At 67.2% G+C, this 24988-nt stretch carries 19 protein-coding genes, 1 tRNA gene, 1 pseudogene and 1 riboswitch; of the genes and pseudogenes, 9 read left to right on the plus strand and 12 right to left on the minus strand.

Translation table 11 applies throughout. The annotated features are described in order from the left end of the window. Positions 1 to 196 precede the first annotated feature (196 nt). From C5B97_RS13910 to C5B97_RS13920, 3 genes are all read right to left on the minus strand, one after another. Positions 197 to 2965, minus strand: a complete 2769-nt coding sequence (locus C5B97_RS13910; RefSeq protein ID WP_104312654.1) for a phosphatidylglycerol lysyltransferase domain-containing protein — start codon at positions 2963 to 2965, stop codon at positions 197 to 199. A gap of 140 nt (positions 2966 to 3105) precedes the next feature. Continuing rightward, a complete protein-coding gene (locus C5B97_RS13915) occupies positions 3106 to 3423 on the minus strand; it encodes a hypothetical protein (protein ID WP_146080824.1) in 318 nt (105 codons plus the stop codon). A gap of 48 nt (positions 3424 to 3471) precedes the next feature. Next, the gene (locus tag C5B97_RS13920; protein WP_104312656.1) at positions 3472 to 4776 is read right to left on the minus strand and encodes an esterase family protein; all 1305 of its coding nucleotides are present in this window, start codon (positions 4774 to 4776) and stop codon (positions 3472 to 3474) included. A gap of 434 nt (positions 4777 to 5210) precedes the next feature. Here C5B97_RS13920 and C5B97_RS13925 point away from each other — a divergent pair, with 434 nt between their 5' ends. Further along, on the plus strand, positions 5211 to 6641 hold the full coding sequence (locus C5B97_RS13925) for an amino acid permease (RefSeq protein ID WP_104312657.1): 1431 nt from the start codon (positions 5211 to 5213) through the stop codon (positions 6639 to 6641). A 384-nt stretch (positions 6642 to 7025) separates the two neighbouring features. After that, positions 7026 to 7133: pseudogene (locus C5B97_RS18325) on the plus strand (recombinase family protein); the annotation flags it as partial. Positions 7134 to 7339: 206 nt separating this feature from the next. Here C5B97_RS18325 and C5B97_RS13935 read toward each other — a convergent pair. After that, positions 7340 to 7412 (minus strand) — tRNA-Lys (locus tag C5B97_RS13935). Between the two features lie 109 nt (positions 7413 to 7521). Between C5B97_RS13935 and C5B97_RS13940 the strand changes: the two genes are divergently transcribed. Then, a complete protein-coding gene (locus tag C5B97_RS13940) occupies positions 7522 to 7953 on the plus strand; it encodes a DUF1801 domain-containing protein (protein WP_104312658.1) in 432 nt (143 codons plus the stop codon). On the opposite strand, the gene C5B97_RS13945 is transcribed toward C5B97_RS13940, so the two are convergent. Then, positions 7868 to 9010 carry an acyltransferase family protein gene (locus C5B97_RS13945; protein ID WP_104312659.1) on the minus strand — a complete coding sequence of 381 codons (1143 nt, stop codon included), beginning with the start codon at positions 9008 to 9010 and terminating at the stop codon, positions 7868 to 7870. The two genes, C5B97_RS13940 and C5B97_RS13945, sit on opposite strands and share 86 nt — an antisense overlap. Positions 9011 to 9087: 77 nt before the next feature. Between C5B97_RS13945 and C5B97_RS13950 the strand changes: the two genes are divergently transcribed. The 3 genes from C5B97_RS13950 to C5B97_RS13960 all read left to right on the plus strand — a co-directional run bounded on the left by C5B97_RS13950 (position 9088) and on the right by C5B97_RS13960 (position 12640). Next, positions 9088 to 10143: a MauE/DoxX family redox-associated membrane protein gene (locus C5B97_RS13950; protein ID WP_104312660.1), complete on the plus strand. Its 1056-nt coding sequence runs from the start codon at positions 9088 to 9090 to the stop codon at positions 10141 to 10143. 114 nt (positions 10144 to 10257) lie between these two features. Then, positions 10258 to 10533 (plus strand): hypothetical protein, encoded by a 276-nt coding sequence (locus C5B97_RS13955; protein ID WP_104312661.1) that lies wholly within the window; start codon positions 10258 to 10260, stop codon positions 10531 to 10533. A 154-nt stretch (positions 10534 to 10687) separates the two neighbouring features. Continuing rightward, entirely contained in the window at positions 10688 to 12640 is a 1953-nt protein-coding gene (locus C5B97_RS13960) for an amidase (RefSeq protein WP_104312662.1), read from the plus strand. Positions 12641 to 12729: 89 nt separating this feature from the next. On the opposite strand, the gene C5B97_RS13965 is transcribed toward C5B97_RS13960, so the two are convergent. The 5 genes from C5B97_RS13965 to C5B97_RS13985 form a co-directional block, all read right to left on the minus strand. Continuing rightward, a complete protein-coding gene (locus C5B97_RS13965) occupies positions 12730 to 13617 on the minus strand; it encodes a bifunctional methylenetetrahydrofolate dehydrogenase/methenyltetrahydrofolate cyclohydrolase (protein WP_104312663.1) in 888 nt (295 codons plus the stop codon). Continuing rightward, complete coding sequence (gene glyA / locus C5B97_RS13970; protein WP_104312664.1) at positions 13614 to 14888, minus strand: serine hydroxymethyltransferase; 1275 nt, start codon at positions 14886 to 14888, stop codon at positions 13614 to 13616. The genes C5B97_RS13965 and glyA overlap by 4 nt, the downstream gene beginning before the upstream one ends. Positions 14889 to 14937: 49 nt before the next feature. Beyond that, positions 14938 to 15021, minus strand: a riboswitch (ZMP/ZTP riboswitch). Positions 15022 to 15024: 3 nt separating this feature from the next. Next, entirely contained in the window at positions 15025 to 15654 is a 630-nt protein-coding gene (locus tag C5B97_RS13975) for a Pr6Pr family membrane protein (protein WP_104312665.1), read from the minus strand. A gap of 104 nt (positions 15655 to 15758) precedes the next feature. Then, positions 15759 to 16643 (minus strand): AraC family transcriptional regulator, encoded by an 885-nt coding sequence (locus tag C5B97_RS13980; RefSeq protein WP_104312666.1) that lies wholly within the window; start codon positions 16641 to 16643, stop codon positions 15759 to 15761. A 237-nt stretch (positions 16644 to 16880) separates the two neighbouring features. After that, entirely contained in the window at positions 16881 to 20354 is a 3474-nt protein-coding gene (locus tag C5B97_RS13985) for a bifunctional proline dehydrogenase/L-glutamate gamma-semialdehyde dehydrogenase (RefSeq protein WP_104312667.1), read from the minus strand. A gap of 82 nt (positions 20355 to 20436) precedes the next feature. Here C5B97_RS13985 and C5B97_RS13990 point away from each other — a divergent pair, with 82 nt between their 5' ends. Further along, positions 20437 to 21420 (plus strand): LysR family transcriptional regulator, encoded by a 984-nt coding sequence (locus C5B97_RS13990; protein ID WP_104312772.1) that lies wholly within the window; start codon positions 20437 to 20439, stop codon positions 21418 to 21420. On the opposite strand, the gene C5B97_RS13995 is transcribed toward C5B97_RS13990, so the two are convergent. Then, complete coding sequence (locus tag C5B97_RS13995; protein WP_258068280.1) at positions 21392 to 22627, minus strand: MFS transporter; 1236 nt, start codon at positions 22625 to 22627, stop codon at positions 21392 to 21394. The genes C5B97_RS13990 and C5B97_RS13995 overlap by 29 nt on opposite strands. A 173-nt stretch (positions 22628 to 22800) precedes the next feature. On the opposite strand from C5B97_RS13995, the gene purU reads away from it, so the two are divergent. Then, positions 22801 to 23655, plus strand: coding sequence for a formyltetrahydrofolate deformylase (purU, locus tag C5B97_RS14000; RefSeq protein ID WP_104254092.1), 855 nt, complete (start codon positions 22801 to 22803; stop codon positions 23653 to 23655). A 571-nt stretch (positions 23656 to 24226) separates the two neighbouring features. Here the strand turns inward: purU and C5B97_RS18255 are convergent. Next, on the minus strand, positions 24227 to 24532 hold the full coding sequence (locus C5B97_RS18255; RefSeq protein ID WP_258068281.1) for a hypothetical protein: 306 nt from the start codon (positions 24530 to 24532) through the stop codon (positions 24227 to 24229). Here C5B97_RS18255 and C5B97_RS18380 point away from each other — a divergent pair. After that, positions 24515 to 24775 (plus strand): endonuclease domain-containing protein, encoded by a 261-nt coding sequence (locus tag C5B97_RS18380; RefSeq protein WP_368845303.1) that lies wholly within the window; start codon positions 24515 to 24517, stop codon positions 24773 to 24775. The two genes, C5B97_RS18255 and C5B97_RS18380, sit on opposite strands and share 18 nt — an antisense overlap. Positions 24776 to 24988: the final 213 nt, after the last annotated feature.

Genomic DNA, 24988 nt, shown 5'->3' on the forward strand with positions numbered 1-24988 from the left:
GCCGCTTCCCGTGAAGAGCGTCGAGCCGTCTCCGCGGGGGATGAGCGGGGCTCGGTCGATCCTGACGTGCCCGAGTCGCTCCTGGTAGTCGAGGTAGGCCTTGCGAATATCCTGCGCATTCATGTTCATTGTGCTTCGTTACCTCCGGTTGGTCGTGCGAGTGTCAGGGAGTGGCGGTGCAGAGACGGCGGGATGCCTACTTCCCTCCACTGAGTCCAGCTCTGATGATCTGTCCGGTCGTGGCGGTGGGCAGGTACGCGCGGGTCAGTCCGAGTCCGATGCGTGGAAGATCTGCTTCGTCGCGGTAGAGGAGGTACATGGGCTCGAATCGCGGGTTGAACTTCATCTTGAAGTTGTGCAGCGAAGAGAACCCATAGAGCGGCTCGAGGAGCTCGGAGACACGGCCGAGTACTTGGTCGAGCGCTGTCGCCTCCTCCTCCCCCGAACCTGCCAGGGGTGCGCCGGAGAGCGACGCGAAGGCCGCGCCTTCGTCGCGGAAGGCGAGCGCTGAGGAGATGATGAGGAACTCCATGACGGCTTTGAACCCACCGTCGCGGCGGCGCATGAGATCGAGCGTCCATCCGCGGATCTCGCCGTTCCCGCTGTAGACGGGCAGCCAAGAGGTGACGCCATGAACGCTGCCGTCATCGTCGATCGCGAGCCCCAGGCGGACGGCGGGGTCGAGCGCCTCGTCGACGCCCCCGAGCGTGAAGCCCATCTCGGGGAGTCCCTTGTCTCCGACCCAGTCTTCCGATATGGCGCGAACCTGCGCGAGCACGGCCCAGGGCTCTTCGGCGAGGGTGGTCATCTTGAAGCGGATGCCTTCCCGCTCGGCGCGGTTCACGGCGGAGCGCACCGGCTGCCAGGGCTTGCCTTTGAGCTCGAGCCCTGGCAGGTCGATGATCGTGTCCTCTGCCACCTGCACGCGTAGCCAGCCCTTCGGCGCCGCATCGACTGTGGCCTTCGTGGCAGAGAAGAACGCTGGCGTTTGGCCGGCCAGCTCCGCCCTTGACGCGAAGTCGTGGACGAGCTGCTTGAGGTCATCGGCCGGGACAACCGGGTCGCCGAGCGCCAACGCGACACCGGAGTACTCCTGGTAGGCGACGTAGCCGCTCTTCTCGGCGTTCAACAGATAGTTGTTGCGCGGCCACATCGTCATCCAGGAGACACTGCTGCCACCGACCCTGGGGAGAATCTCGCGGGCCTCTTCGAGCGTGCCGCTGCGCTCACCGGAGATCGAGTTCTTCGAAGGCCTCAGGCGTACCCCGAAGGAGCGGCGGGCGACGATGAGGAACGCCACGACGAGCACCCAGAGTAGCGAGCCGGCGAAGTTCATCGTGAGGCCGTCATCGAGGCTGCCGGTCACGAAGACAAGCACGCCGATGACCAGGAGCTCGAGGAGGTTGAAGATACCGAGCGCGAGGGCAACGATCCACGCGAAGCGCTGACCGCGTCGAATGCCGTTGGCGACGAGGAGGATCACGACGACGTCGAGCGCCACACCGATCCACGTCTCAGTTTCCGCGGTCGACGTGCCCAATGGCCCATCCAGCGAGAAGAGGGCAGCGACGACCTGCGCTGCTCCCAGGCCGATGAGGGCCGTGAATGCGATGAGTCGGTCCTCGCGCGTGCTGGTCGCGAAGCCCGTCTCACGGTGCCGTTGTACCGCGTAGATCGTGAAGATAACGGCGACCGGGAGGAAGTGTTCGATGTCTGCCAGGTCGCCGACGTAGAGAAGGCGCAGCGACACGAGCGCGCCCAAGGTGAGTCCGAGACGCAACCGCCACGGCGGGCGCAGCACCCACACGAGTCCTGCCGCGAGTGCGTAGAGACCGCCGGAGGCGCCGACATCGAGGTCGCCCGCAAGGCGCTGTGCCCATTCCCACCCGGTCCGAGCGAGCACCGCGACGATCGCGAGCGTGCCGAGCACCGCAAGCGCCTGGCCGGCGACGAACACGAGGGCAGTGCGCTTCCACCCGAAGCGGAACTCGAAGACGCCGCCGACGATGAGGAGTTGGACGATGATGATCGCGTAGTGCCAGGTGCCCGCGCCGATGAGCGACCCCGTGAGTGGCGTCCACCACAGGCCGGCCTCGATGCTTGGGAGGCCGAAGGCGATATTGCTGAACCAGGCCTGCTCGCGGGCAAGATGCCACATGGCGCCGCTCACGATGCCCACCGCCAGGATGACGATCACGAGCAGTGACGTGAACGGGGCGCGACGCCCGAACGCCACGATCGGCTTGAGCGCAGCCGCGAGGGCATCACGCACTGCATCACCGCCCGGCGCCGAAGCTTGCGCGTCCTGTGCTGCGGGGATGAGGAGGTCGAGTTCCTGCTCTGTTTCGCTCCCTGCCGCGGCATCTACCGGGCGTCGGCGCGCACGGTAGATCACTACCGTGGCGATGACGAGGATGAGAACGCCGCCGATCGCCAGCGCGGCCCAGCCCGACGCGTGGATGATCGCGAGTGCGCTCTTTCCGAGGGCCGCTGTGATGCTCGTGACAGCCGCAGCCCAAGCGATGCCACCGAGTGCGTTCGCGAGAAGGAAGCGACCGTAAGGCATGGCCATGGTGCCGGCGAGCGGCCCCGCGAAGACACGGAGGATGGCGACGAAGCGACCGAAGAAGACCGCGTACGCGCCCCACTTCTGCATGAGTCCCGCGGCTGCGTTGATGCGAGTGACGCTGAAGTACTTCGGGAACCGCTGCGACAGGTAGCGCAGGAGTCTTGACCCCCATCGCTTGCCGATGTAGTAGCCGATCGAGTCGCCGATGATCGCACCGGCAGCCGCCGCAGCGCCGAGGAGCCATGGATCCACGCCCGTGCCAGCGATGCTCATGAGCACCGCGGCGATCAGCACGCTCTCACCGGGAAGGGGCAGCCCGAGGCTTTCCAAGGTGACGACGCTCGCCACCAGGAGAACGACAAGAAGCGGGGGGACGGCGATTAACCAGTCGAACATATTCTCCAGCTGTCCGTGAGAGAGCTCACAGTGAAAGGGGTGGTGCACTCCGCGGATTCATGGCTGACTTCAGATGTGAGCGCAGAACCGCGGCGGCCACGGTTGGCCGCACGTCTGAGGAACTTCGATGTCGACGGTTGCTACATGCTCTGCATAGCTGGAGCAACGACCCCGGCGATGATCGGCACGAGGCTCAGCACGGTCCCGAGAATGCCCAGATACCGAGGGCGAGCGACGATGACGGCGATGAGTCCGAGCAGGACGCCTACGACGCCGACGACCATGGAGGCGTAGTAGCAGACGACCGCCAGGACGGCTGCGCCGGAGAGGCCTTGGCCGTCTGCTGCTGGCCCGATGATCCAGAAGCAGAGCATCATCGCGGTGGCGAGTGCCCCCACGATCACGGAGGTTGTCGCTAAGCCTCGGCGGGAGGTGCGCGGTGCCGAATGAGTGGTCATCAGGGGAGCCCTTCGAGTGTGTGGGGGATTTCGACGCGGTCGCGTCTTCTACGTTCCGGCGGTGAGGCCGAGGATCGGGAAGAGGATCGTGAATCCCTCAGCCAAGCCCCCGGTGACCGCGGTTCCGCCGTGGTCGGCGCCCTGGACGATGAACAGAGTGGTGTTCATGCCGACGGATTTGGTTTCGTTGGAGATGGTGGTCGCCATAGACACGAACGCAGGGTCTTCGCTACCTGCCGTGAAGACGGCGGTCATGCCGGCGTACGTTCCGGGTGGGGCGGCCTGCATGATGCTGATGGGCTTCGAGGCCTCGAAGGCGGCGCTGTCGCCTCCATAGATGTCCGTGGTGACGGCGTCCGAATCTTCGGACCCCGGGTGCTGTTCGCCGGAGACGCTGATGATGTTCTTGAACGTGCCCGGGTCCTTCGCGCCGTACTTGGCCGCGCATCCGCCGCCGTTGGAGTAGCCGGCGATGGTCCAGTACTTGGGGTCCTGGATGATGTTGAGGTTCGCGTTGGCCCAGTTGACGACGTCCGTGGTGACGTAGGTTTCTGCGTTCCCGAACTTCGCGGAGTCGGCGCAGGCCGGGTCTACATCGCCTTGCCCGCCGAGTTGGTCGGCGACGATCACGATGGGAGCGAGGCCGTTGTGCTGAGCCGCGAACTCGTCGAGCACTCCACTGATGATGGTGGGGTCGGGATTGCCGACGTACCCCATCATCATGATGACGACAGGCAGCGCAGGTGCATCCTGCACAAGCGCTGCTGGGGGGAGGTAGATGCCGGCGTCGCGAGCCACGAACCCCGATTCCGTTCCCGGGATGGGCGCAGAGCCGCGGGTACCCGCCGCGGGCATATCCGCTGGAGGCTTCCAGGTGGTGGCGAGCGGCTGGGTTGGCGCCTGCCGGTTGTCAGCGTTGAATTCGGGAAGCGTGATCTGGTCTTCTTCGACGATCCCGAACACGGACCCGAGGGTGGGGTTGAGGCCGTAGAGCGCGTTGATGCCGGTCGCTCCCGCGAGAACATACGCGAGGATCGCGACGCTCGCGACGAGCTTGCGCCAGGGCTTTGCGTCCGGGAAGGACGCGACCGCAAGGCCGATGCCGGCGAGCGTGAGCGCGGCCCACACTCCTACCGGGCCGGGTAGATCCACGCCGAACAGGTCAAGAGCGTTTCCGCCGAGGTAGATCAGGAAGCCAAGAAGTGCACCAGCCGCGACGCCGATCACCGCTCGCAGCACCCATTTCCGGTTCATCTCGCGCACACACAGGGTGATGGTCACGGCAACTGCGAGGGCGTAGATGATCCACATCACCGGGGAATCGATGATGGGCAGCGCCAGGACTCCGCTCATGCGCGTGCGGGAAACGACATCGATGACTCCTCGATCGCGCATCTCGCTACGCGGCCAAGGGGGCCGCTCTGACGACCGGATGCAAGCTGGGGACAATCTCTCACAGGATGGAAAAGAACACCACTGCCGCGCGGAGACGTTCAGACGAATTTCTCGCCGCCCGGGACCATATCCGCGCGTAAACACCCCGATTTGCTCGACCCGGGTCCAGGTGTGTATATTCGCAAGCCATGGGGGACGCGTTCTTGAGACGCCTTGTCTGGTGCGATTCCAGAGTCCTCCACCAATTTTCTCGGTGACCGATACGCGACAATTCGGCATCGGTGCGTGCAAGATTGAACATCTCTCGGCGTAGTCCGCCGCAAGCATTTCTCGCCGTACACTTTGCGCATGTCAACTCTGCGAGTCTCATCGAGTGTCCGGTTCTTGGTTCGATGACTGGCACTGCGGGGTCCGGGCCTGACAGCGCCGCAACCGATGGAGTCACGCTCGAGCGCGCGCTGAGCAATCGGCACATTCAACTCATAGCTGTGGGTGGCGCCATCGGAACAGGGCTGTTCCTCGGGGCCGGAATCGGAATCAACAAGTCGGGCCCATCGATTCTGCTCGTCTACGTCATCACCGGCGCGATGCTGTTCGTCATGATGCGCGCCATGGGTGAGCTGCTCCTCTCGAATCTCGGATACCGCACATTCCAAGACTTTGCCGCCGCGTACCTGGGTGAGTGGGCTCGGTTCTTCCTCGGCTGGTCGTATTGGCTATGCCTCATCTCTATCGCAGCAGCAGACATGGTCGGCGTCCAGACCTATGCGAGGTACTGGTGGCCAGACCTCCCGGGGTGGGTTCCCATGGTCGTGGCCATCGCCTTCGTGCTGGCGCTCAACCTCATCGCGGTAAGGGCATTCGGCGAAGCGGAGTTCTGGTTCGCGCTCGTGAAGATCGTGACCATCCTTGGACTTATCGTGGTCGGCATCATCTTGATCGTGACGGCGTTCACGGCCCCAAGCGGAGACCGCGCGAGCATCACGCACCTCTGGGATGACGGGGGCTTTTTCCCGAACGGATTCGTTGGATTCCTGGCGGGCTTCCAAATCGCGGTTTTCTCCTTCGGCTGCATCGAGCTCATCGGCACGACAGCCGCCGAAGCCAAAGACCCCGAGAAGAACCTCCCGAAAGCGATCAACCAGGTGCCGCTGCGCATCCTCTTCTTCTACGTGGGCGCACTGGCCGTCATCATGTGCGTGACGCCATGGAGCAAGATCGAGCCCGGCACGAGCCCGTTCGTGGCGTTGTTCGTGCTCACCGGCTTCGGGGGCGCCGCGGCGCTCATCAACGCCGTGGTCATGTCCTCCGCCGTGTCGGCCGCGAACAGCGGCTTCTTCTCCTCGAGCCGCATGGCCTATGGCCTGGCGACGACAGCCCAGGCACCTGCACGGCTGGGGCGCCTCACGAAGACCGCCGTTCCCGGCAACGCGCTTCTGCTTTCATGCGCAGTCGTCCTGGTTGCCGGCTCGCTCGGCCTCATCTTCGATGACGCCTTCCAGCTCGTGACGGCGGTGTCTTCCATCCTGTTCATCTTCGTGTGGGCGATGATCCTGGTGTCATATCTCGCATATCGACGCCAGCGACCGGATCTCCACACGGCATCCACCTACCGCCTGCGCTGGGGTGTGCCCCTGGCATGGAGCGTCCTCGGATTCTTCGCATTCATCTTGGTGCTGCTCGCCGTGTTCGAGGACACAAGAGGCCCCCTACTGCTGACCCCCATATGGTTCGGCATCCTGGGCGTCGCGTGGGCAATGGTGCGACGCAGATCACGTCAGACTTCCGAGGCGGCGACCCACCGCTCCCCCGCCGAGGCCTGACCTTAAACGTTCCTTCGACATGGCTCGGAAAGCATTTGATTTCCGAGACGCAGCGGCGACTGTCCGTGGTGTGCCCGCTCCCCCGCAAGTCCGGGCTGAGCTTGTCTCGAAAACTCGCCTCATCATGAGTCGTCTCAGCCTGCACGAGCCACGGGGTTTCTGAGGCAAAGTGCCAAGTGAGACTCCTCAGCTAGGCCCGCGTCAGCACCGCGACTCAGGATGCGCAGCTCCAGCTCGACGCACTCGTCGACGTCGGCGTCCAGGAGCGCGACGTCTTCGCCGACATCACCTCCGTACGCCTGACTGCGATCACACGCCGGGGCGTGACGCGACTCCTCAAGCGCGGAGACCGGCAATACTGTCGTCTCGTCGCGGGTCGATCACGTGGGGCAAGCACTCATCGACGCCCGCGACACCGTCAACTTCTCGCGGGAGTGCAGCATCAACGTGCGCTCAGTCGCCGACGCTATCGATCCGGCGACGCAAACGGGCCGCCTCATGCTGAACATGCTCTCCACCCTCGCCGAGTACGAGCGTGAACTCATCGTCCAGCTACTCTGGCGCAACAAGATGCGCCAGTCGGACTCGTCTAACGCAATCGGAGTAGCACGTCCGAACATCGGCTCGAAGCTGCGAGGCATTCCAGCTGGTATCTCAACGAGACCGCAAGCACTGCAGGTGGTCAGCAGCGAGAAGAGTGGGCCCGGTGGGGCTCGAACCCACGACCCGCGGATTAAAAGTCCGATGCTCTGCCAACTGAGCTACAGGCCCCACAGTCGCCAGGCGCGCGGCGACCGTGGGGAATCCTATCGCGAATCGCGGCCGAGAACGGGCTCCGCGATGCGAGCGGTTTGTCGGCGGCCGGGTCCATACTCTCGTCATGGCAGAAACGAAGACGAAGCCGTCAGATGTCTCACCCGATCTCATCATCGACCAGGCGGAGCCCGCCGGGCGGCGCGAGGATGCGCGCATCCTGAAGGAGATCATGGATCGGGTCACGGGCGAGGAAGCCGTCGTGTGGGGGCCGACGATGATCGGCTACGGCAGCTACCACTACACGTACGAGAGCGGACACTCCGGTGACGCGATAATCCTGGGCTTCTCGCCGCGCAAGGCGTCGATGTCCATCTACGGTCTGCAGATGTGGGCCCCGGAGGGCCTCATCGAGCAGCTCGGCAAGGTGAAGCTCGGCAAGGACTGCATCTGGGCCGGCCGCTTCTCGTCCCTCAACCTCGAGGTGCTGGAAGAGCTGGTTCGGATCGCCTGGTCGAAGCGGAAGGAACTGCAAGCAATGTTTCCGGCGGATGCCTGAGCGACAGCACCCCGATGACCCTCTCGAGCGGGCCAACCCCGAGATACCGGCGCCACAGCGTGGCGAACAGCATGCACACCACCATGATGGCCACCATCGTCAGCACACCCTGCGGCTGCCGGTAGATGAGCCCCGGCCCAGCCAGCCAGTTCTCCTCGCCGAGCAGCAGCTGCGACCAGATAGCCGTCAGGATCAGCACGTGCAGGCAGTAGATCGTGAACGCCATCGTGCCCATGTCAGCAAGCGGCCTCGTCAGCCGCGCAAACCACGTGCGCATCCGCTCACCCGAGAAGTCACCGAGCAGCTGGATGCCCGCGTACGCCAGCAGCGCGAGCCCGAGATCACGAGCCTCATCACCATACGAACCGGACTGGGCGACCCCCGTCGTCGCCTCCTCCCAACGGCGCATGAGCAGTGACCCTCCAAGCAGTACCGCTCCCCCGCCGAACACCCACGCCGTGCGGCGCAGATCGCCGAGCTGCCACCGCGCCAGCAGGAAGCCGATCAACAGCATCGGCAGCAAGTTCGTGAGGCGGTACGCCGAACCCAGCACCGTCCAATCCAGCAGCAGCGCCGTCGGGTCGTACATCGACGTCGGCGAGAACGCCGACGTGAGCGCCCAGTTGCGGGCAGCCTCGTTCACGATCGGCGCCGCCGCCAGGAACACCAGCGCAGCACCCGCAGACCACGCCGCAGGAAGGAAGAGGAACGGCGTCGCCACGAGCATCATGATGCCCAGGAAGTCCAACACGATGAGCACGCCAGAGAAATTGATGCTCAACAGCAGGCCAACGAGGATGAGCACGATCGACTTGATGACCCACGAGATCGCGAAGAAGCTCTTCCGACGCGCATCCCACCGCGAAGCCTCCCGCAGCTGGTAGCCCGCAGTCACACCGATCACCAGCGCGAACAGCGGCGACGCCGCATCGTTGAGGAAGTGGAACAGCACCTCCAGCGCCCGCGGCTCGCGGTCGTCCAAGAACACGACCGTGTGAGCGATGATCATGGCGAAGATCGCGAAGCCGCGCACCACATCGAGGGAATTCAGGCGCATGCGTCGATCTTCGACGGCGCCGAGCCGACGGTCAAGCTCGACGAGGCGACGCGCCGCACACCAGCGATAATGAACGAGTGCTTCCCACCTTCGTGATCTTCCCTGTTCTCGTCGCCTGCGTGCTCATCGCGAGCGGAGCCCTGAAGCTCCCCCAACGCTCCCGCACGCTCCAGTCGTTCGCCGCCTTCGGCGTACCCGCCGCGCTCCGGAAGCCCTGGACCGCCGTCGCCCTGCCCATCGGCGAGATCATCCTGGGGGCAGCACTCCTCCTCCTGAGCGGCCCCGCGTACCTCGTCGCCGCCGGCCTCAGCACCCTCCTCATGGCCGCCTACCTCGCCGTCGTCGCCCGAAGCGTCGCCAAGCGCCAGGCGGTCGACTGCAACTGCTTCGGCGCCCTCAGCACCGAACCCGTCAGCCAGATCACGATCTGGCGCAACGCCGGCCTCACCCTCGCCGCCCTGCTCGCGACGGTCATCCCTGGCATGGCCCTCGGCGTGCCGACCCAGCTGGCCCTCTTCTCGCTGGCCGACTGGATGTGGCTCGTCGCGATCGCGATCGTCGCCCTGCTCGGCATCGTCGCGAGCCTCGTGAAGACACCGGCTCCCACCGTGACGTCGACGGCCGGAGCGGCCAGCTCCGGGCAGGACTTCGAACTCGTCGAGCAGGGCCCCGACCTCATCTCGGACCCGAGCGCGCGCGACATGATCCCCCACAACCTCGAGCTCGTGTCGGGCGACGGCTCCCCCGAGCTGCTCTACAACCTCGTCGTCATCCCCCGCAAGACGACCATCCTCATCTTCGCGAGAGTCGGATGCGGCTCCTGCGGCCCCGTGCTCAGCCAGATCGGCGACTGGTCGCGGCGCATGGGCGACGACGCGCAGATCATCGTCGCCACCTCCTCCAGCCGCGCCTCCATCAAGAAGAGCTACCCGAGCGCCCTCCCCTCCACCTACTTCGGGGCGAAGGCGGTCACCGAGTACTTCGAAGCCGAAGCCACCCCCGCAGCACTCCTCCTGGCCGCCGACGGCACCATCGCATCCGCCCCCGAATACGGCAGCGAGGTCATCACGGAGCGTGTCGAGCAGCTGCTCGCCTCGTTCGACGCGCAGCGCCAGGCTCAGCCTCAGGGCTGAACCGCTCGGCCAGATCCCGCTGCAACTCCGCCGCACGGCCGAAGCGCCCGCCACCTTGCTCCTCGTAGCGTGAAGGTGTCGGGATGCACCCCGGCCGAGCACTGGAGGATCAGCATGAGCGAGCAGTACGTTGTCATCACCGAGACCGTGAGCATCAGCGCGGTCGGCACCAAGCTCGGGCACTCCGAGCCAGTCGGCACCGAGGCCGAGGGGCTCGAGCTGCTCGAGCAGGTCGCCCGCGGGGTCTTCCCCGACCTGCACACGCCCCACCGCCCCGGCCGCACGTTCCGCGTCAGCGAGACCGAGTACGTGGACCGCCGCGAAGGCAAAGCCCTGCCGAAGAAGCAGACCCGCATCACGCTCACAAGGGTCGTCGCGACGCGCGACTGAGCACCCCCGAACGCACGGCCCGGTGGGCGCATCGATCAGGTGCATCCGCCGGGCCGCACCCGTGCGGAAAACAACACACGCTCGAAACAGCCGCGAAACCAGACCAGCCGAGACTGACGACATCCCCGTCGTCCTCTCCTCGCAAAGGTCTCCGTTGCCACACAAGCCCGCATTCCGCCGAGTCACCCAGATCACCGCCGCCACCGCCCTCTGCTCCGGCCTGGCCCTGAGCGCCGCCCTCACCGCACCGTCAGCATTCGGTGCCCCAAGCACCGAGGTCACGCTCCTCGCAGCACCAGAGGTCGTGAACCTCAGCATCACGGATGCGCTCGTGCTCCTCGAAGCGGGACGGACCACCTCCGTCGACCTCACGCAGCGGTACCTCGACCGCATCGCCGCCTACGACGACCCGTACGGCGACCAGCCCGGCCTGGCAGCCGTGATCCTCGCCAACCCGGACGCGCTCACCACGGCCGCCGAACTCGACGCCGAGCGCGCCGCCGGCACCCTCCGCGGGCCGCTGCACGGCGTCCCGATCCTCGTGAAGGACAACTACGCGACGTTCGACATGCCCACGACAGCCGGCAGCGCATCCCTGCACACCTACCAGACCGAGCTCGATTCGACGGCGGTGCAGCGCCTCCGCGACGCCGGCGCGATCATCATCGCCAAGACGAACCTCTCCGAGTTCGCATGGCACGGAACCTACACGCTGAGCTCCGAACGCGGGCGCACCAACAACCCGTACAACCAGGCGAACAGCGCCAGCGGCTCGAGCGGCGGAACCGGAGCGGCCGTCGCCGCTGCCTTCGCACCGGCCGGATTGGGAACCGATTCCTGCGGCTCGATCGTCGGCCCCAGCGCCCACCAGAGCCTCGTCGGATACCGCCCGACGATGGGCCTGACCAGCGTCACCGGCATCGTGCCGCTATCGCTACGGCAGGACGTCTCCGGCCCCATGACCACCACGGTCACCGACGCCGCACTCCTCATGGAGGTGCTCGCCGGGTACGACCCGACCGACTCGCAGACGGTCATCGCCAACGAGCAGGACACCACTTCCTACGTCGAGGGCCTCAGCGACTCGGCCCTCGAAGGGCAGCGCATCGGCTACATCCGCTGGGACTACGAGGAGAACCCGGACCGCCCCGGCCTCGCCGAGACGACGGCCCTCATCGACCAGGCGATCGAAGATCTCCGCGCCCAGGGCGCCGAGGTCGTCGAGGTGCCGGCCTTCACGAGCGAGTTCCTCACCGGCACGCTCAAGAGCGGCGGCTGGATCGACATGCGCCCGAGCATCGACTCGTTCTTCGCGAGCACGGCGGCGACGTGGCCGGAGGGGCTGGCGGAGCTCACGGGCGACCCGGACGAGCTGACCTTCGCCGACGTCATCGCCGACGGGAAGTCGTCGATGACGCAGGACGACATCGACTACTTCCTCAGCAACGAGGACATCCCGAATGCGGCCTACGACGCCGCCGTGGCGGAGCAGGATGCCGGCAAGGCCGCGATGGACCAGTTCTTCATCGACAACGACCTCGACGCCCTCGCGATGCCGACGAGCGCGACCTCCGCGACGCCAGATTGGGCCGGCACCACGTTCTGCGACCTCGGCGCGAACACGGGCATCCCGACCGTATCGCTGCCCGCCGGCTTCACGTCGACGGGCGCCGCGGTCGGCCTCGAGCTCGCCGCACCGCGCAGCCAGGACGCCGCACTCCTCGCGATGTCCTACGACTACGAGCAGGCGACCCAGCACCGGGTCGCCCCCTCGACGACCCCGGAGCTGGCAATCGAAGCGCCGACGCCCACGCCGACACCGACAACAACCGCAGGCCCGGTCGAGACGGTCGCCCCGCCGACGGCAGAACCGACGGCGGAACCCACCGCTGTCCCCACGCCCGGCACGACGGTCGCGCCGACAGCATCCGCTGCCCCGCCCGTGACGGCGCCGACGCCGACGGCTGAAGCCGGCGGCACGCCCACGCTCGCCCAGACCGGCGCGACTGACGCATCGTGGCTCGTGACGCTGGCAGTGGCCCTCGTGGCCGGCGGTGCCGGAGTGCTCGGCACCACCGCGGTGCGCAAGCGACGGCCCCAGGCGTAGCGCGCGGCGGCCGCGGCGCGGGATCCGGGAGCGACGGCAGAGGGCCCGAGCAGTTCGATGAACTGCTCGGGCCCTTCGCTGTGTGGTTGCTAGACCGCCGGGTTGAGGCGCTCGGCCTGCTCGACGACGTTCTCGAGCAGCAGCGCGCGAGTCATGGGCCCGACACCACCGGGGTTCGGCGACACCCAGGCCGCCACATCCCAGACACCGGGGTCGACGTCGCCCGCGACCTTCGACTTGCCCGTCTCAGGGTCGTCGACACGGCTCACACCGACGTCGAGCACCGCGGCGCCAGGCTTGACCCATTCGGGGCGCACGATGCCGGCGACACCCGCCGCGGACACGATGACGTCGGCCTCGCGCGCGAGCACGCCGATGTCGGGCGTTCCCGTGTGCGTGAGGGTGACCGTCGCGTTGTTCTCGCGGCGCGTGAGCAGCGGACCGATGGAGCGGCCGACAGTGACACCGCGCCCGATGACGAGCACGTGCTTGCCGTTCAGCGAGATGTCGTTGCGGTGCAGCAGCTCGATCACGCCGCGAGGCGTGCACGGCAGCGGCGTCACGATCGGGTCGTTGGCGTTGAGCACGAGGCGGCCCAGGTTGGTGGGATGCAGGCCGTCCGCGTCCTTCGACGGGTCGATGCGCTCGATCACGCGGTCCTGATCGATGTGCTTCGGCAGCGGCAGCTGCACGATGTAGCCCGTGCAGGCGGGATCCGCGTTGAGGCGATCGATCTCCGCCTCGAGCTCCTCCTGCGTGGTCTCCGTGGGGAGGTCGACGCGGATCGACTCGATGCCCACCTCGGCGCAGTCGCGGTGCTTGCCCGCGACGTACCACTTCGAGCCAGGGTCGTCGCCGACGAGGATCGTCCCGAGTCCTGGCACGACGCCCCGCTCCGCGAGCGCGGCTACGCGCTCGCGAAGCTCGGCCTTGATGTCGGCCGCGGCCTTCTTGCCGTCGAGTGCGGCAGCGGTCATGCTTCGCCGAGGCCCGGGTAGAGCGGGAACGCATCGGCGAGCGCCTTCGTGCGAGCGCGCAGGGCGGGCACATCCGCGTCAGGGAGCAGTGCCAGCGCGATGACGTCGGCCACCTCGGTGAACTCGACGTCGCCGAAGCCACGGGTCGCGAGCGCGGGCGTGCCGATGCGCAGGCCCGACGTGACGAGCGGCGGGCGCGGGTCGTTGGGGACCGCGTTGCGGTTGACGGTGACGCCGACCTCGTGGAGGAGGTCCTCTGCCTGCCTGCCGTCGATCTCCGCGTTGCGGAGGTCGACGAGGATGAGGTGCACGTCGGTTCCGCCGGAGCGGACCGAGATGCCGGCGCCGGCCACGTCGGCCTGCTGGAGGCGGTCGGCGACGATCTTCGCGCCGCGCAGCGTGCGCTCCTGGCGGTCCTTGAAGTCATCCGTCGCCGCGAGCTTGAACGCCGTCGCCTTGCCGGCGATGACGTGCATGAGGGGGCCACCCTGCTGGCCGGGGAAGACAGCCGTGTTGATCTTCTTCGCCAGGTCGGCGTCGTTGGTCAGGATGAAGCCGGAGCGGGGTCCGCCGATGGTCTTGTGGACCGTGCTGGACGTGACGTGCGCGTGCGGCACCGGGTTGGGGTGCAGGCCAGCGGCGACGAGTCCGGCGAAGTGCGCCATGTCGACCCACAGGTAGGCGCCGACCTCGTCCGCGATCTCGCGGAACTTCGCGAAGTCGAGCTGCCGCGGGTAAGCGGACCAGCCGGCGACGATGACCTTCGGCTTGTGCTCGAGCGCGAGCTCGCGCACCTGCTCCATGTCGATCTGCGAGGTCTCGGCGTCGACGCCGTAGGCGACGATGTTGTAGAGGCGGCCGGAGAAGTTGATCTTCATGCCGTGCGTGAGGTGTCCGCCGTGGTCGAGCGAGAGGCCGAGCAGGGTGTCGCCCGGGCGCGCGAGGGCGTGCATGACGGCGGCGTTGGCGGTTGCGCCGGAGTGCGGCTGGACGTTCGCGAACTCGGCGCCGAACAGCGACTTGGCGCGCTCGATGGCGAGGTTCTCGGCGATGTCGACGACTTCGCAGCCGCCGTAGTAGCGGCGACCGGGGTAGCCCTCGGCGTACTTGTTGGTGAGGACGCTGCCGGTGGCCTCGAGGACCGCGCGCGGAACGAAGTTCTCGCTGGCGATCATCTCGAGTGTCGAGCGCTGGCGGTCGAGCTCCTGCTCGAGGACCGCTGCGATCTCGGGGTCGACTTCACTCAGTGGGGAATTGAACGTATCGGTCACGAAGGCTCCTTCAGAAAACCGGATGGCACGGCGAACATGTGGTCGTGAACCGGCGAGCCCAGGCGAACGGCTCGAAACCCGAAGAGCCGCTCCCCGGTGGTGACCCACCTGAACGCCAGTCGCGGCCGTCAGAAGTCTAGCGCGACTTGCCTGGTCGCCGCGAGAGCAGCGTGACGAGCCAGGTGAGCGCGACCCCGAGCACGACGAGGCCGATGATCGTGAGCACAACCGGCGCGTAGCCCTGCTCCGTGGGGTTCAGGAAGGGGTAGGGGTACCAGCCGATGAGGTTGCCGCGCACGAGCGAGAAGGCCGCGTAGCCAGCGGAGAAGATGAGCCAGATGAGCGCCGTGCCGAACCGGATGCGCTTCGCCGGCCGGTCGATGAGGAGATCGATCAGCATCACGACCGGCATGACGTAGTGGAGCACGGTGTTGTTCCACGGGACGGCGGTGAAGTCGACATCGGTCAGGCCGGAGAGCAGCAGCGCGAAGCCGATGCCCACGATGAGGATGTAGACCGTGACGGCGGCCCGGAACGCGTTGATCCGGGCCCCCTGCGCGTTGGCCGCCGTCGCGACGGCGCTGAGCAGCAGCGAGAGCACGACGAGCATGTTGGTCTCGATCGTGAAGTAGGCGAAGAAGTTCTCCGGCACCCAGGTGCCGCGCTCCACGATCGTCGCGATCTCCGACACGATCGAGGAGAAGGCGAGCAGACCGAACCCGATCTTCGCGGTCACGAGCGCTGGGCGGTGAATGGACGAGGCCACGGTCATCCTTCTGTCGGCGATGAGGGAACAGGGAGCTACGCTGCGCCTGGCGCCTCGGCGAGCCCGCCGCGGGAGCCCGGAGCCGCAGACATGAGGCTACGCGGTCAGGCGCGTTCCTTGCGGTAGTCGGCGGGTGTCATGCCGAGTCGCGTGAGGAAATGTCGCCGCATCGTGGTCGCGTCCCCGAAACCCGCCGCAGCCGACACGTCGCTGAGCGAGAGCTGCGGCTGCTCGACCAGGAGCGCCGCCGCCGATTGGACCCGGCGTGCCGCGATGAGCCCCGCGATGCCGTCGGCCTCATCGGCGAGATCGCGGTACAGCTTCCGTCTGCTGATGTGCAGGGCGCGCGCGATGCTGTCCGCGTCGAAGCCCTGGATGACGTGGTACTTCTCGATGAGTTCGCGCACCGCCTCCTTCATCCGCAGCGAATGCTGGGCGGGTGTCAATGCCGGAAGCGTCACCTGCGCGAGGACAGCCCGCAGCAGGTCGTGGAGCACGGGTTCCGTGCTGGCCGGCGACCGGCGACCGCCCCCGGTGCCCGACGTCGCCTCCACCAGGTAGCGGCCGATGAACGCCAGGAAGGCAGCGGTCAGAGCCGTCTCGGGCAGGCGGACGGCGCGGTCGCTGACGGTGATTCTCGCATCGTTCGCGACATCGTCGAGGGGCACGGCCAAGCCGAGCGTCTCGATGGGGCCGAGACTCGCCGTGACAAGTGGATGCTTCGAGTTCACGACGAGGACGTCGCCGGGGTTGAGCACACCAGAGAGGCTGCCGGTTCGGAACTTGAGCGACCCGCGGATCATTCCGATGACGACGAGCTTCTCGCTCTCGATGCGAGAGATATCCACGCCCTCGCGTTCCGGGCCGGAACTCCGGCGAAGGCTGCCGAAGAGCTGCACGGTTCCGACGTGCGTATTCAGGAGGTACGCGTGGAAATCCGCGCCCGCCGCGGCATTCATCGTCGTCGATGTGCCCGTGAATTGGGCCAAGCCCGACTCTCCGCGGAATTCCTCGAATGCGTCGGGGTCTACGTCATCGGCGGAGAAGAAGCCTGACGACTCCCCCGAGTGCGCGATCCTACCGAGCCGCTCACTGAGATCCTGACGTGCATTCCCCGGCACTGAATACCCCCGACACCAGCCTGCCCAACCTTCGGATCAGAATACCGAGAGAAGACGGGCTGGAGAATCGCGGGGGTATTCAGCGACCTCGATTGCGATCGAACATCACCGAGAGAGAAGACCCTCGGTGAGCGCGTTCGGCGTGCCGAAACGGTGCGCCGTTATGGACACCGCCTGCTCCCGAAGGAATGGCAGCGTCTCCACCCGACCGGATTCGGTCACTGCTCCCGAGTAGATCGCCAGGTCCACCCGGCCGTCCACGGCACGCGCCAACGCGACCGCATCGCCGCCGATGAGACGCATCCGCCCACCTCGAAGCGAACCTGCGGCCGAGAGGAACTCCGCGTCGGACTCAGCCCGCATGCGCACGCCGGCCCCCGCGAGCGCCGCCTTGGCCGCCGAGGGCAGCTCGACCCCCGTCGAGACCCGCAGCTGCGCTCCGGCGACGAGTCCGGCCGCGACGACCCGCAGGAGATCCGCGACGCGTGCACCCTCGGAGAGCCGCACCGTGATCTCACCCGGGAACGTCAGGTACCGGAAGACGTTGCGCTCGGCGTACAGCCCCTGCACGTCGCGGTCGCGCCCGAACTCCTCAGCCCAGGCCTGCGCGTCGCTGCCGAGCGCGCGTTCGAGCATCGCGGTGTCACCACTCGTCAGCACCGCCGGCTGCGCCTTCGCGATCGCCACCGCCGCATCCAGGAGCGTCTGCGCGCTGGCGTTCGAGACCGGGGCGATGTCGACGGCGCGAGCCCGCTCCCACGTCCCGAGGCCGACGAGGTAGTTCGGCCCGCCCGCCTTGGTCGTGCATCCGACCACCGACTTCTTCCACCCGCCGAACGGCTGGCGCTGCACGATCGCGCCCGTGATGCCCCGGTTCACGTAGAGGTTTCCCGCCTGGATCGTGTCGAGCCACTGCGCCACCTCACCGCGGTCGAGCGAGTGGATGCCGGACGTCAGCCCGTAGTCGACCTCGTTGACGATCTCGATCGCCTCCTCGAGCGTGTCCGCCGTCATGATGCCGAGGATCGGGCCGAAGTACTCGACGAGGTGGAACTCGGAGCCGCGCTGCACGCCCGCACGCACGCCAGGACTCCAGAGCTTCCCGCTGTCGTCGAGCTGGCGAGGCTCGACCACCCAGCGCTCCCCCGCGCCGAGCGTCGTGAGCCCGTCGAGCAGCTTGCCAGAGGCCGGCGTGATGATCGGCCCCATCTGCGACGGCGCGTCCCACGGGTAGCCGACCGTGAGCGAGCGCACCGCGTCGAGCAGCTGCTCGCGGAAGCGGCGTGAGCGCTGCGCCTGACCGACCAGCACCACGAGGGAGGCGGCGGAGCACTTCTGCCCTGCGTGGCCGAACGCCGACGCCACGACGTCCTTCGCCGCGAGGTCGTAGTCCGCGCTCGGCGTCACGATGATGGCGTTCTTGCCGCTCGTCTCAGCGAGCAGCGGCAGCTCGGGGCGGAACGACCGGAACAGCTCGGCCGTCTCGATACCACCAGTGAGAATGACCCGGTCGACCGACGGGTTCTTGATGAGCTCGCTGCCCAGCTCGCGGTCGGAGAACTGCACGTACTGCAGCACCTCCCGCGGCACGCCAGCCTCCCAGAGCGCCTCGACCATGACGGCACCGCAGCGAGCCGCTGGCCGCGCCGGCTTGATGATGACGGAGGCGCCCGCCGCGAGCGCTGCCAGGGTCGATCCAGCCGGGATGGCGACGGGGAAGTTCCAGGGCGGCGTCACGACGATGACCTTCGACGGCACGAAGGATGCGCCGTCGACGTTGTCCAGCCCACGGGCGAGCTCCGCGTAGTAGTGCGCGAAGTCGATGGCCTCAGAGATCTCGGGGTCTGACTGGTCAAGGGTCTTACCCGCCTCGGACGCGGCGACCTCCATGAGATCAGCCCGGCGCCGCTCGAGCGCATCCCCCGCCCGGTGCAGGATCTCGGCACGCGCTGCGCCGGACAGGGCACCCCACGACTGGCTGCCCGTGACGGCACGCGTGACGCGGGCATCCAGTTCGCCGGCAGTGCCGATCGTGTTCGCCTCGATGGTCTCTGCGCCGAGCGTGGACGCCTCTGCGCGTTCGCGGATTCCACGCGCCCACGCCTGGTTGGCGGGCAGCGACGGGTCCGTGTCCGGAGTCTCCTCGAAGCGATCAGCGGGCAGCGGGGCTGGCTGCGCCGTGCGGTCCTGCACTCGGTTGCTCGCTGGCACCTCACGGTCGAGCACGTCGAGCGACGCGATGAATCGCTGCGATTCGCGCTCGAAGAGCTCCTCGTTGTCAGCCAGCTCGAACACCGCCGACATGAAGTTGTCCTGGCTCGCCCCCTCCTCGAGGCGGCGGATGAGGTAGGCGATCGCCACGTCGAACTCCTGCGGGTGCACGACCGGCACGTACAGCAGCAGCCCGCCGACTTCGCGCTTCACGACCTCGGCCTGGCTCTGCGCCATGCCGAGCAGCATCTCGTACTCGATGCCGTCGGTTGCGCCCCGGCGCTGGGCGAGCAGCCAGGAGAACGCGACGTCGAAGAGGTTGTGGCCAGCGACACCCACGCGCACGTTCTTGACGCGCTCAGGCGTGAGCGCGTAGTCGATGACCCGCTTGTAGCTCGTGTCCGAATCCTGCTTCGTGCCCCACGTCGCGAGCGGCCAGCCGTGCAGCGACGCCTCGACGCGCTCCATGGGGAGGTTCGCGCCCTTCACGAGCCGCACCTTGATCGGTGCACCGCCACGCGCGACGCGCTCCGCTGACCACTCCTGCAGTCGGATCATCGCCCCGAGCGCGTCTGGGAGGTAGGCCTGCAGCACGATGCCGGCCTCGAGGTTCAGGAACTCGGGGTCGTCCAGGATGCGCGTGAAGACCGCCATGGTCATCTCGAGATCCTTGTACTCCTCCATGTCGAGGTTGATGAACTTGCGCGTCGGGCTCTTCACGGCGAGCCGGTAGAGCGGAGTCAGCTCCTCGACGACATCGGCGACGGCCTCGTCGAACGCCCACGGCTGATGCGGTGCGGTTGTGGAGGAGACCTTGATCGAGACGTAGTCGACGTCGTCGCGAGCCAGGAGCTTCGTCGTGCCGTCGAGACGACGCGCCGCTTCCTTCTTGCCGAGCACCGCCTCGCCGAGGAGGTTCATGTTGAGCCGCACGCCCTTCCCGCGGATCTTCTCGATCGCGGGCCCGAGCTTCGAATCCGTCGCGTCGATGATGAGGTGCCCGACCATGTCCCGCAGCACCTTGCGTGCGGCCGGCACGACGACGCCAGGCAGGACGGGCGCGACCGTGCCACCGACCCGCACGGCGCTCTTCATGTACCAGGGCAGGAAGCCGGGCACCTGATCGGCGATCGCGCCGAGCTTGCGCGCAGCGACCTTGAGGTCCTCGGGACGCACCACCCCGTCCACGAACCCGACCGTGAAGTCGAGACCCTGCGGATCCTTCAGCACGCCGGCGAGCTGAGCGGCGGATGCATCCACCGGGATCTCGGCCGCCTCGGTCAGCCATCGGCGCACGAGCGCGACAGCCTCCGGAGCGAGCTCGGTGAGGGAATCTGTGGGGAAGACAGGCGTCTCGGTGGCGGTCATGTGACCAGTATCGGCACCCGACTTCCGTTAGGTAAAGTGAAGGAAATTGACGCGTTTCCGTCAGCGCGTGTGATGATTGATCATGCTCGACGTACGCAAGCTCCGACTCCTCCGCGAAGTACAGCTCCGCGGCACCCTCGCCGAAGTCGCCAAGGCGCTCAACTTCTCGCCGTCGGCCGTCTCGCAGCAGCTCTCGGCCCTCGAAGCCGAACTCGGCGTCGAACTCCTCCGCAAGCACGGGCGCCGCGTGCAACTCACCCAGCAGGCCGAGATCCTCGCAGGGCACACGGCCGAGATCCTCGAACGACTCGAGATCGCAGAGCAGGAGGTCCTCGCCTCCACCAGCCGCGCCGTCGGCACGGTTCGCATCGCCGTGTTCCAATCCGCGGCCCTCACGCTCATCCCGCCGCTCCTCCGCGTCCTGGAAGAAGAGCACCCGGGCCTCCGCATCGAGATGGTGCAGCACGAACCGGAATCCGCGCTCTTCGACACCTTCGCGGGAGACTTCGACGTCGTCGTCGCCGAGCAGTACCCCGGCCACGCCGCGCCCCACCACCCCGGGCTCGACCAGCGGCTCCTCACCGGCGACGCGCTGCGCCTCGCCGTGCCCGTCGACTCCCCCGTCACCACCCTCGCCGACGCAGCGGAGCTCGCCTGGGTCATGGAACCGCAGGGCTCAGCATCCCGCCACTGGGGAGAGCAGCAGTGCCGCGTCGCGGGCTTCGAACCCGACGTGCGCTACGAGACCGCCGACCTGCAGGCGCAGATGCGGTTCATCGAGACCGGCCACGCCGTCGGCATCCTCAACGACCTCACCTGGGCCCACTCCACGCCCAACGTGCGATTCCTCAGCCTCGCGGGTGCACCACGGCGCGAGATCTTCACGTCGATCCGAACCGCGAGCGCAGCGTCGCCGACCATCGCCGCAGTGCGAGACGGACTCCAACGGGTCGCCGACGACCTCAGCGCGACCGGCCTCAGCACCGCCGCCATCACCCTGCCAGCGGCGACCCCGGCGGCGTTCAGCTCGTCCGGCGTCAGCTCGTCTGCTGCAGCGGACGCCTAGCCAGCACCGCGTCGAGCACCAGCGCGCTCACCAGGCCGAGCCCGACCATCGCCAGGAAGAACACCGGCAGCGCCACGAGACCCGCCGCATCCAGCAGCAGACCGCCCACGAGCGCACCCGAGCCGATACCGAAGTTGAAGCCCGACGTGTACAGCGCGCTCGACAGGTCGCGGTGGCGCGACGGGGCGGCGTTCAGGATGCGCGACTGCAGCAGCGGCGGCAGCACGCCCATCCCGAGCCCCCAGATGACCAGCGCGATGAGCGCCACCGTCGTGTCGTGCGCGAACAGCAGCAGCGTCACGGCGATGAGCATGAGGCCGTAGCCGGTCGCGAGGCCGACGCGCGGCCGTGCCGTGAAGAACACACCGGCGAGCGCCGTCCCGCCCGCCGAGGCGATGCCGTAGGCGAAGAGCACGAGGCTCAGCGTCTCGACGGGGAAGCCGATGACGTCGAGCGAATACGGCGAGATGTAGGAGTAGAAGGCGTACTGAGCCGTCATCGTGATGAGCGTGATCACGCACAGCAGGATCACCGTCAGTAGCGAGCGCTGCGCGAAGCGGACGCGCTTCGCAGGCACCGCATCCTCGTCCGAGTCATCCGGAAGCGCGATCGGGCGCGTGTAATAGGAGTCGTCGAGGTGGTTGACGCGTGGCAGCAGGAACCAGAGCAGCACCGCCACGAGCAGCGTCACGACCGCGAGCGAGCCGAAGGCGAACCGCCAGCCGAACGCCTGCCCGAGCGCGGTGCCGATCGGCACCCCGAGGACGTAGGCGATCGCGCCGCCGCCGAGCGTGATCGACACCGCGCGCGTCAGCAGCTCCTTCGGGGCGATGAGCGAGATATAGGAGGCGACGACCGCCCAGAACACGCCGTGGGCGAGGCCCGTGACCACGCGCGTCACGACGAGCCACGCGTACGTGGGCGCAAACGCCGAAGCTATGGAGCCGATCGCGAAGACCGCGAGGACCACGACCAGCAGCGCGTGTCGAGGGACGCGCTTCGTGAGCGCCGTCAGCGGGGTGCTCGTCAGCACGACCGTGAAGGCGAAGATCGTCATGAGCCAGCCGATCTCCGCACGCGTCGCGCCGAGGTCGACGGTCATGAGCTCGAGCAGGCCAGTTGGCAGCATCTCGATCGTGACGCTGATGAACGTGGAGAACGCAAGCGCGATCAGGGGGACGAGCGGCAGCCTGGGGGCAGACGTCATCACAGGAGCAGAGAGAGAAGTCATTCGCAATATCCGAACGGCGCACTCCGGGCGAGCGGGAACCCTCGCCAGGGAGTCGACTGCGTGCGTACCGGCACGCCGGGGGCCGAGCGATACGCACGACCACAGTGAAGTCTACCCCTCAGGCGCAGGACGGCTACCCTGATGTGGTGATTCAAGAAGCAACTCGATGGGTGCTCACCCTCAACTGCCCAGACCAGCCCGGCATCGTGCACGCCATCACGGGAGCCATCGTCGACTCCGCGGGCAACATCGAAGAACTCCAGCAGTTCTCCTCGACAGACACCGGTCGCTTCTTCATGCGCGTCGACATCCGCACCGACGCCAGCCGCGAGGACCTCCTCGCCCGCCTCGAGCCAGTCGCCGAGCGCTTCAGCGCCGAGGTCTCCCTCGACGAGGCCGGCCGCCCCGTTCGCACCCTCATCCTCGCGACGAAAGCCGGCCACTGCGTCAACGACCTCCTCTTCCGTCAACGCTCCGGCCACCTCCACATCGACGTCCCGCTTGTCCTCGCGAACAACGAGGCCCTCGCGAGCCTCGCCGAGTTCTACGAGGTGCCATTCGAATACCTCCCCGTCACCGGGCCAGACGAGAAAGCGGCCTTCGAGGCCCGCATCCTGCAGGTCGTCGAGGAGCAGCAGATCGAGCTGGTAGTCCTCGCCCGCTACATGCAGATCCTCTCCCCCGAGCTCTGCGCAGAACTCGCAGGCCGCGCCATCAACATCCACCACTCCTTCCTGCCCGGCTTCAAGGGCGCGAACCCGTACCGTCAGGCGCACGCCCGCGGCGTCAAGCTCATCGGCGCGACGGCGCACTTCGTGACGAGCGACCTCGACGAGGGCCCGATCATCGAGCAGAACGTCGTCCGTGTCGACCACACACGTGCGCCCCAGGAGCTCATGGCCATCGGCCAGGACGAAGAATCGCGCACCCTCACGCAGGCCGTGAAGTGGTTCTCCGAGCACCGCGTGCTGCTCGACGGGCAGCGCACGATCATCTTCCACTGACCCGAATTCCGCTCGCTTCGGTCAGTCTGCTGCTGCTGCTGCTGCTGCTGGCCAACTTCCGTGATGAATCGGCCACTTCGGGCACGCCGGCGCTCTGTGCTCGCCTCCCATCACGGAAGTTGGACACGTACTTCGCAGCAGGCGAGCTGTGGATGGCGACGACTCCACAGGAGGCCAGCTTCCTGTTCACGGGTCGGTAGATCTGCGCTGTGCTTGGCGCATGCCAGAACCAGCAACTGCGAGAGCGCCCGCGCGAACCAGCGGAGGGGTCTTCTCGCGCGCTGAATGGAATGGAGAGGGCGGAACTCGCCGCGGGTTAGAGGCGTCGCTCAAACAAGGGACCTTCTGGCGGGTTTCGCCTGGCTGGTTTGCAACGCCAGACGCGTCCGCCGCAGTCGTTGAAGCTGTGCGCCTGCACGGTCGCGCCACTTGCCTCACGGCTCTCAGTTCGCAAGGAGTATGGACTCCGCCTCACTCCGGGGTGCATGTGCGAATCGCAGCGAGCGCGCTCGGCATCACGCGCACAACGTCTTCCAACCCCCGCACGGGTGAAGTGGTCCTGCATCGAGCCTCAGTCCATCAAGCTCGCCCGCTTGAGAAGCATGCGGTTGACGACATCGATCTTGCTCTCGAATGCGCGCTCCTGTGCCTCCCCGAACGCGACCTTGTCGTCGTCGCCGACTCGGCGCTCCAGTTGCGCCTCATCACGCGAAGCTCGCTCACCGAGCTGGCCGCCCCGCTCGCCGTGAGCGCGCGCGAGAAGCTGAAATTCGTGGATGCGCGGAGCCAATCCGGCACGGAGAGCATCGTCCGGTTGTGGCTCCAGCTGCGCGGCGTGCGCGTCACTCCGCAGTTCCACGTGGTCGGCGTCGGCCATGTGGACCTGCTTGTCGGCGATCGCCTCGTCATCGAGTGCGACTCTAAGGAGTTTCATTCCGCGGAGTGGCACTCTCGGAATGACCGCCGTCGAGACCTGGTGCTGAACAGGCTCGGATACCGAGTCCTGCGCTTGACCTACGAGCAGGTGATGTTCCAGTGGCCGCGTGTCGAGGCCACACTGCGGGCACTCCTCGCCGAAGGCAGCCACCTACGCGGCTCGCGCCGACGGCCCGGCGCCTGACCCGCTTCCGGGACGAGACGACGCCAACGGGCCCCGGGCGCCTCAGCCACGCGCATCCATCACGGAAGTTGGACCGGCCGGTCTACTGCGGGTGCCGTTGGCAGGCGTCAAAGGTCGTCGCTGAGTGCTCCGCTGCCAACGAGCAGCGCCGCGGCGCTGCCGCCCACGGCCTCTTGACGCCCAAGGCACCCGTGACGGCGCCCGGCATCCGTG

The organism is Pseudoclavibacter sp. RFBB5, assembly GCF_002931555.1.
GTDB lineage: Bacteria > Actinomycetota > Actinomycetes > Actinomycetales > Microbacteriaceae > Pseudoclavibacter.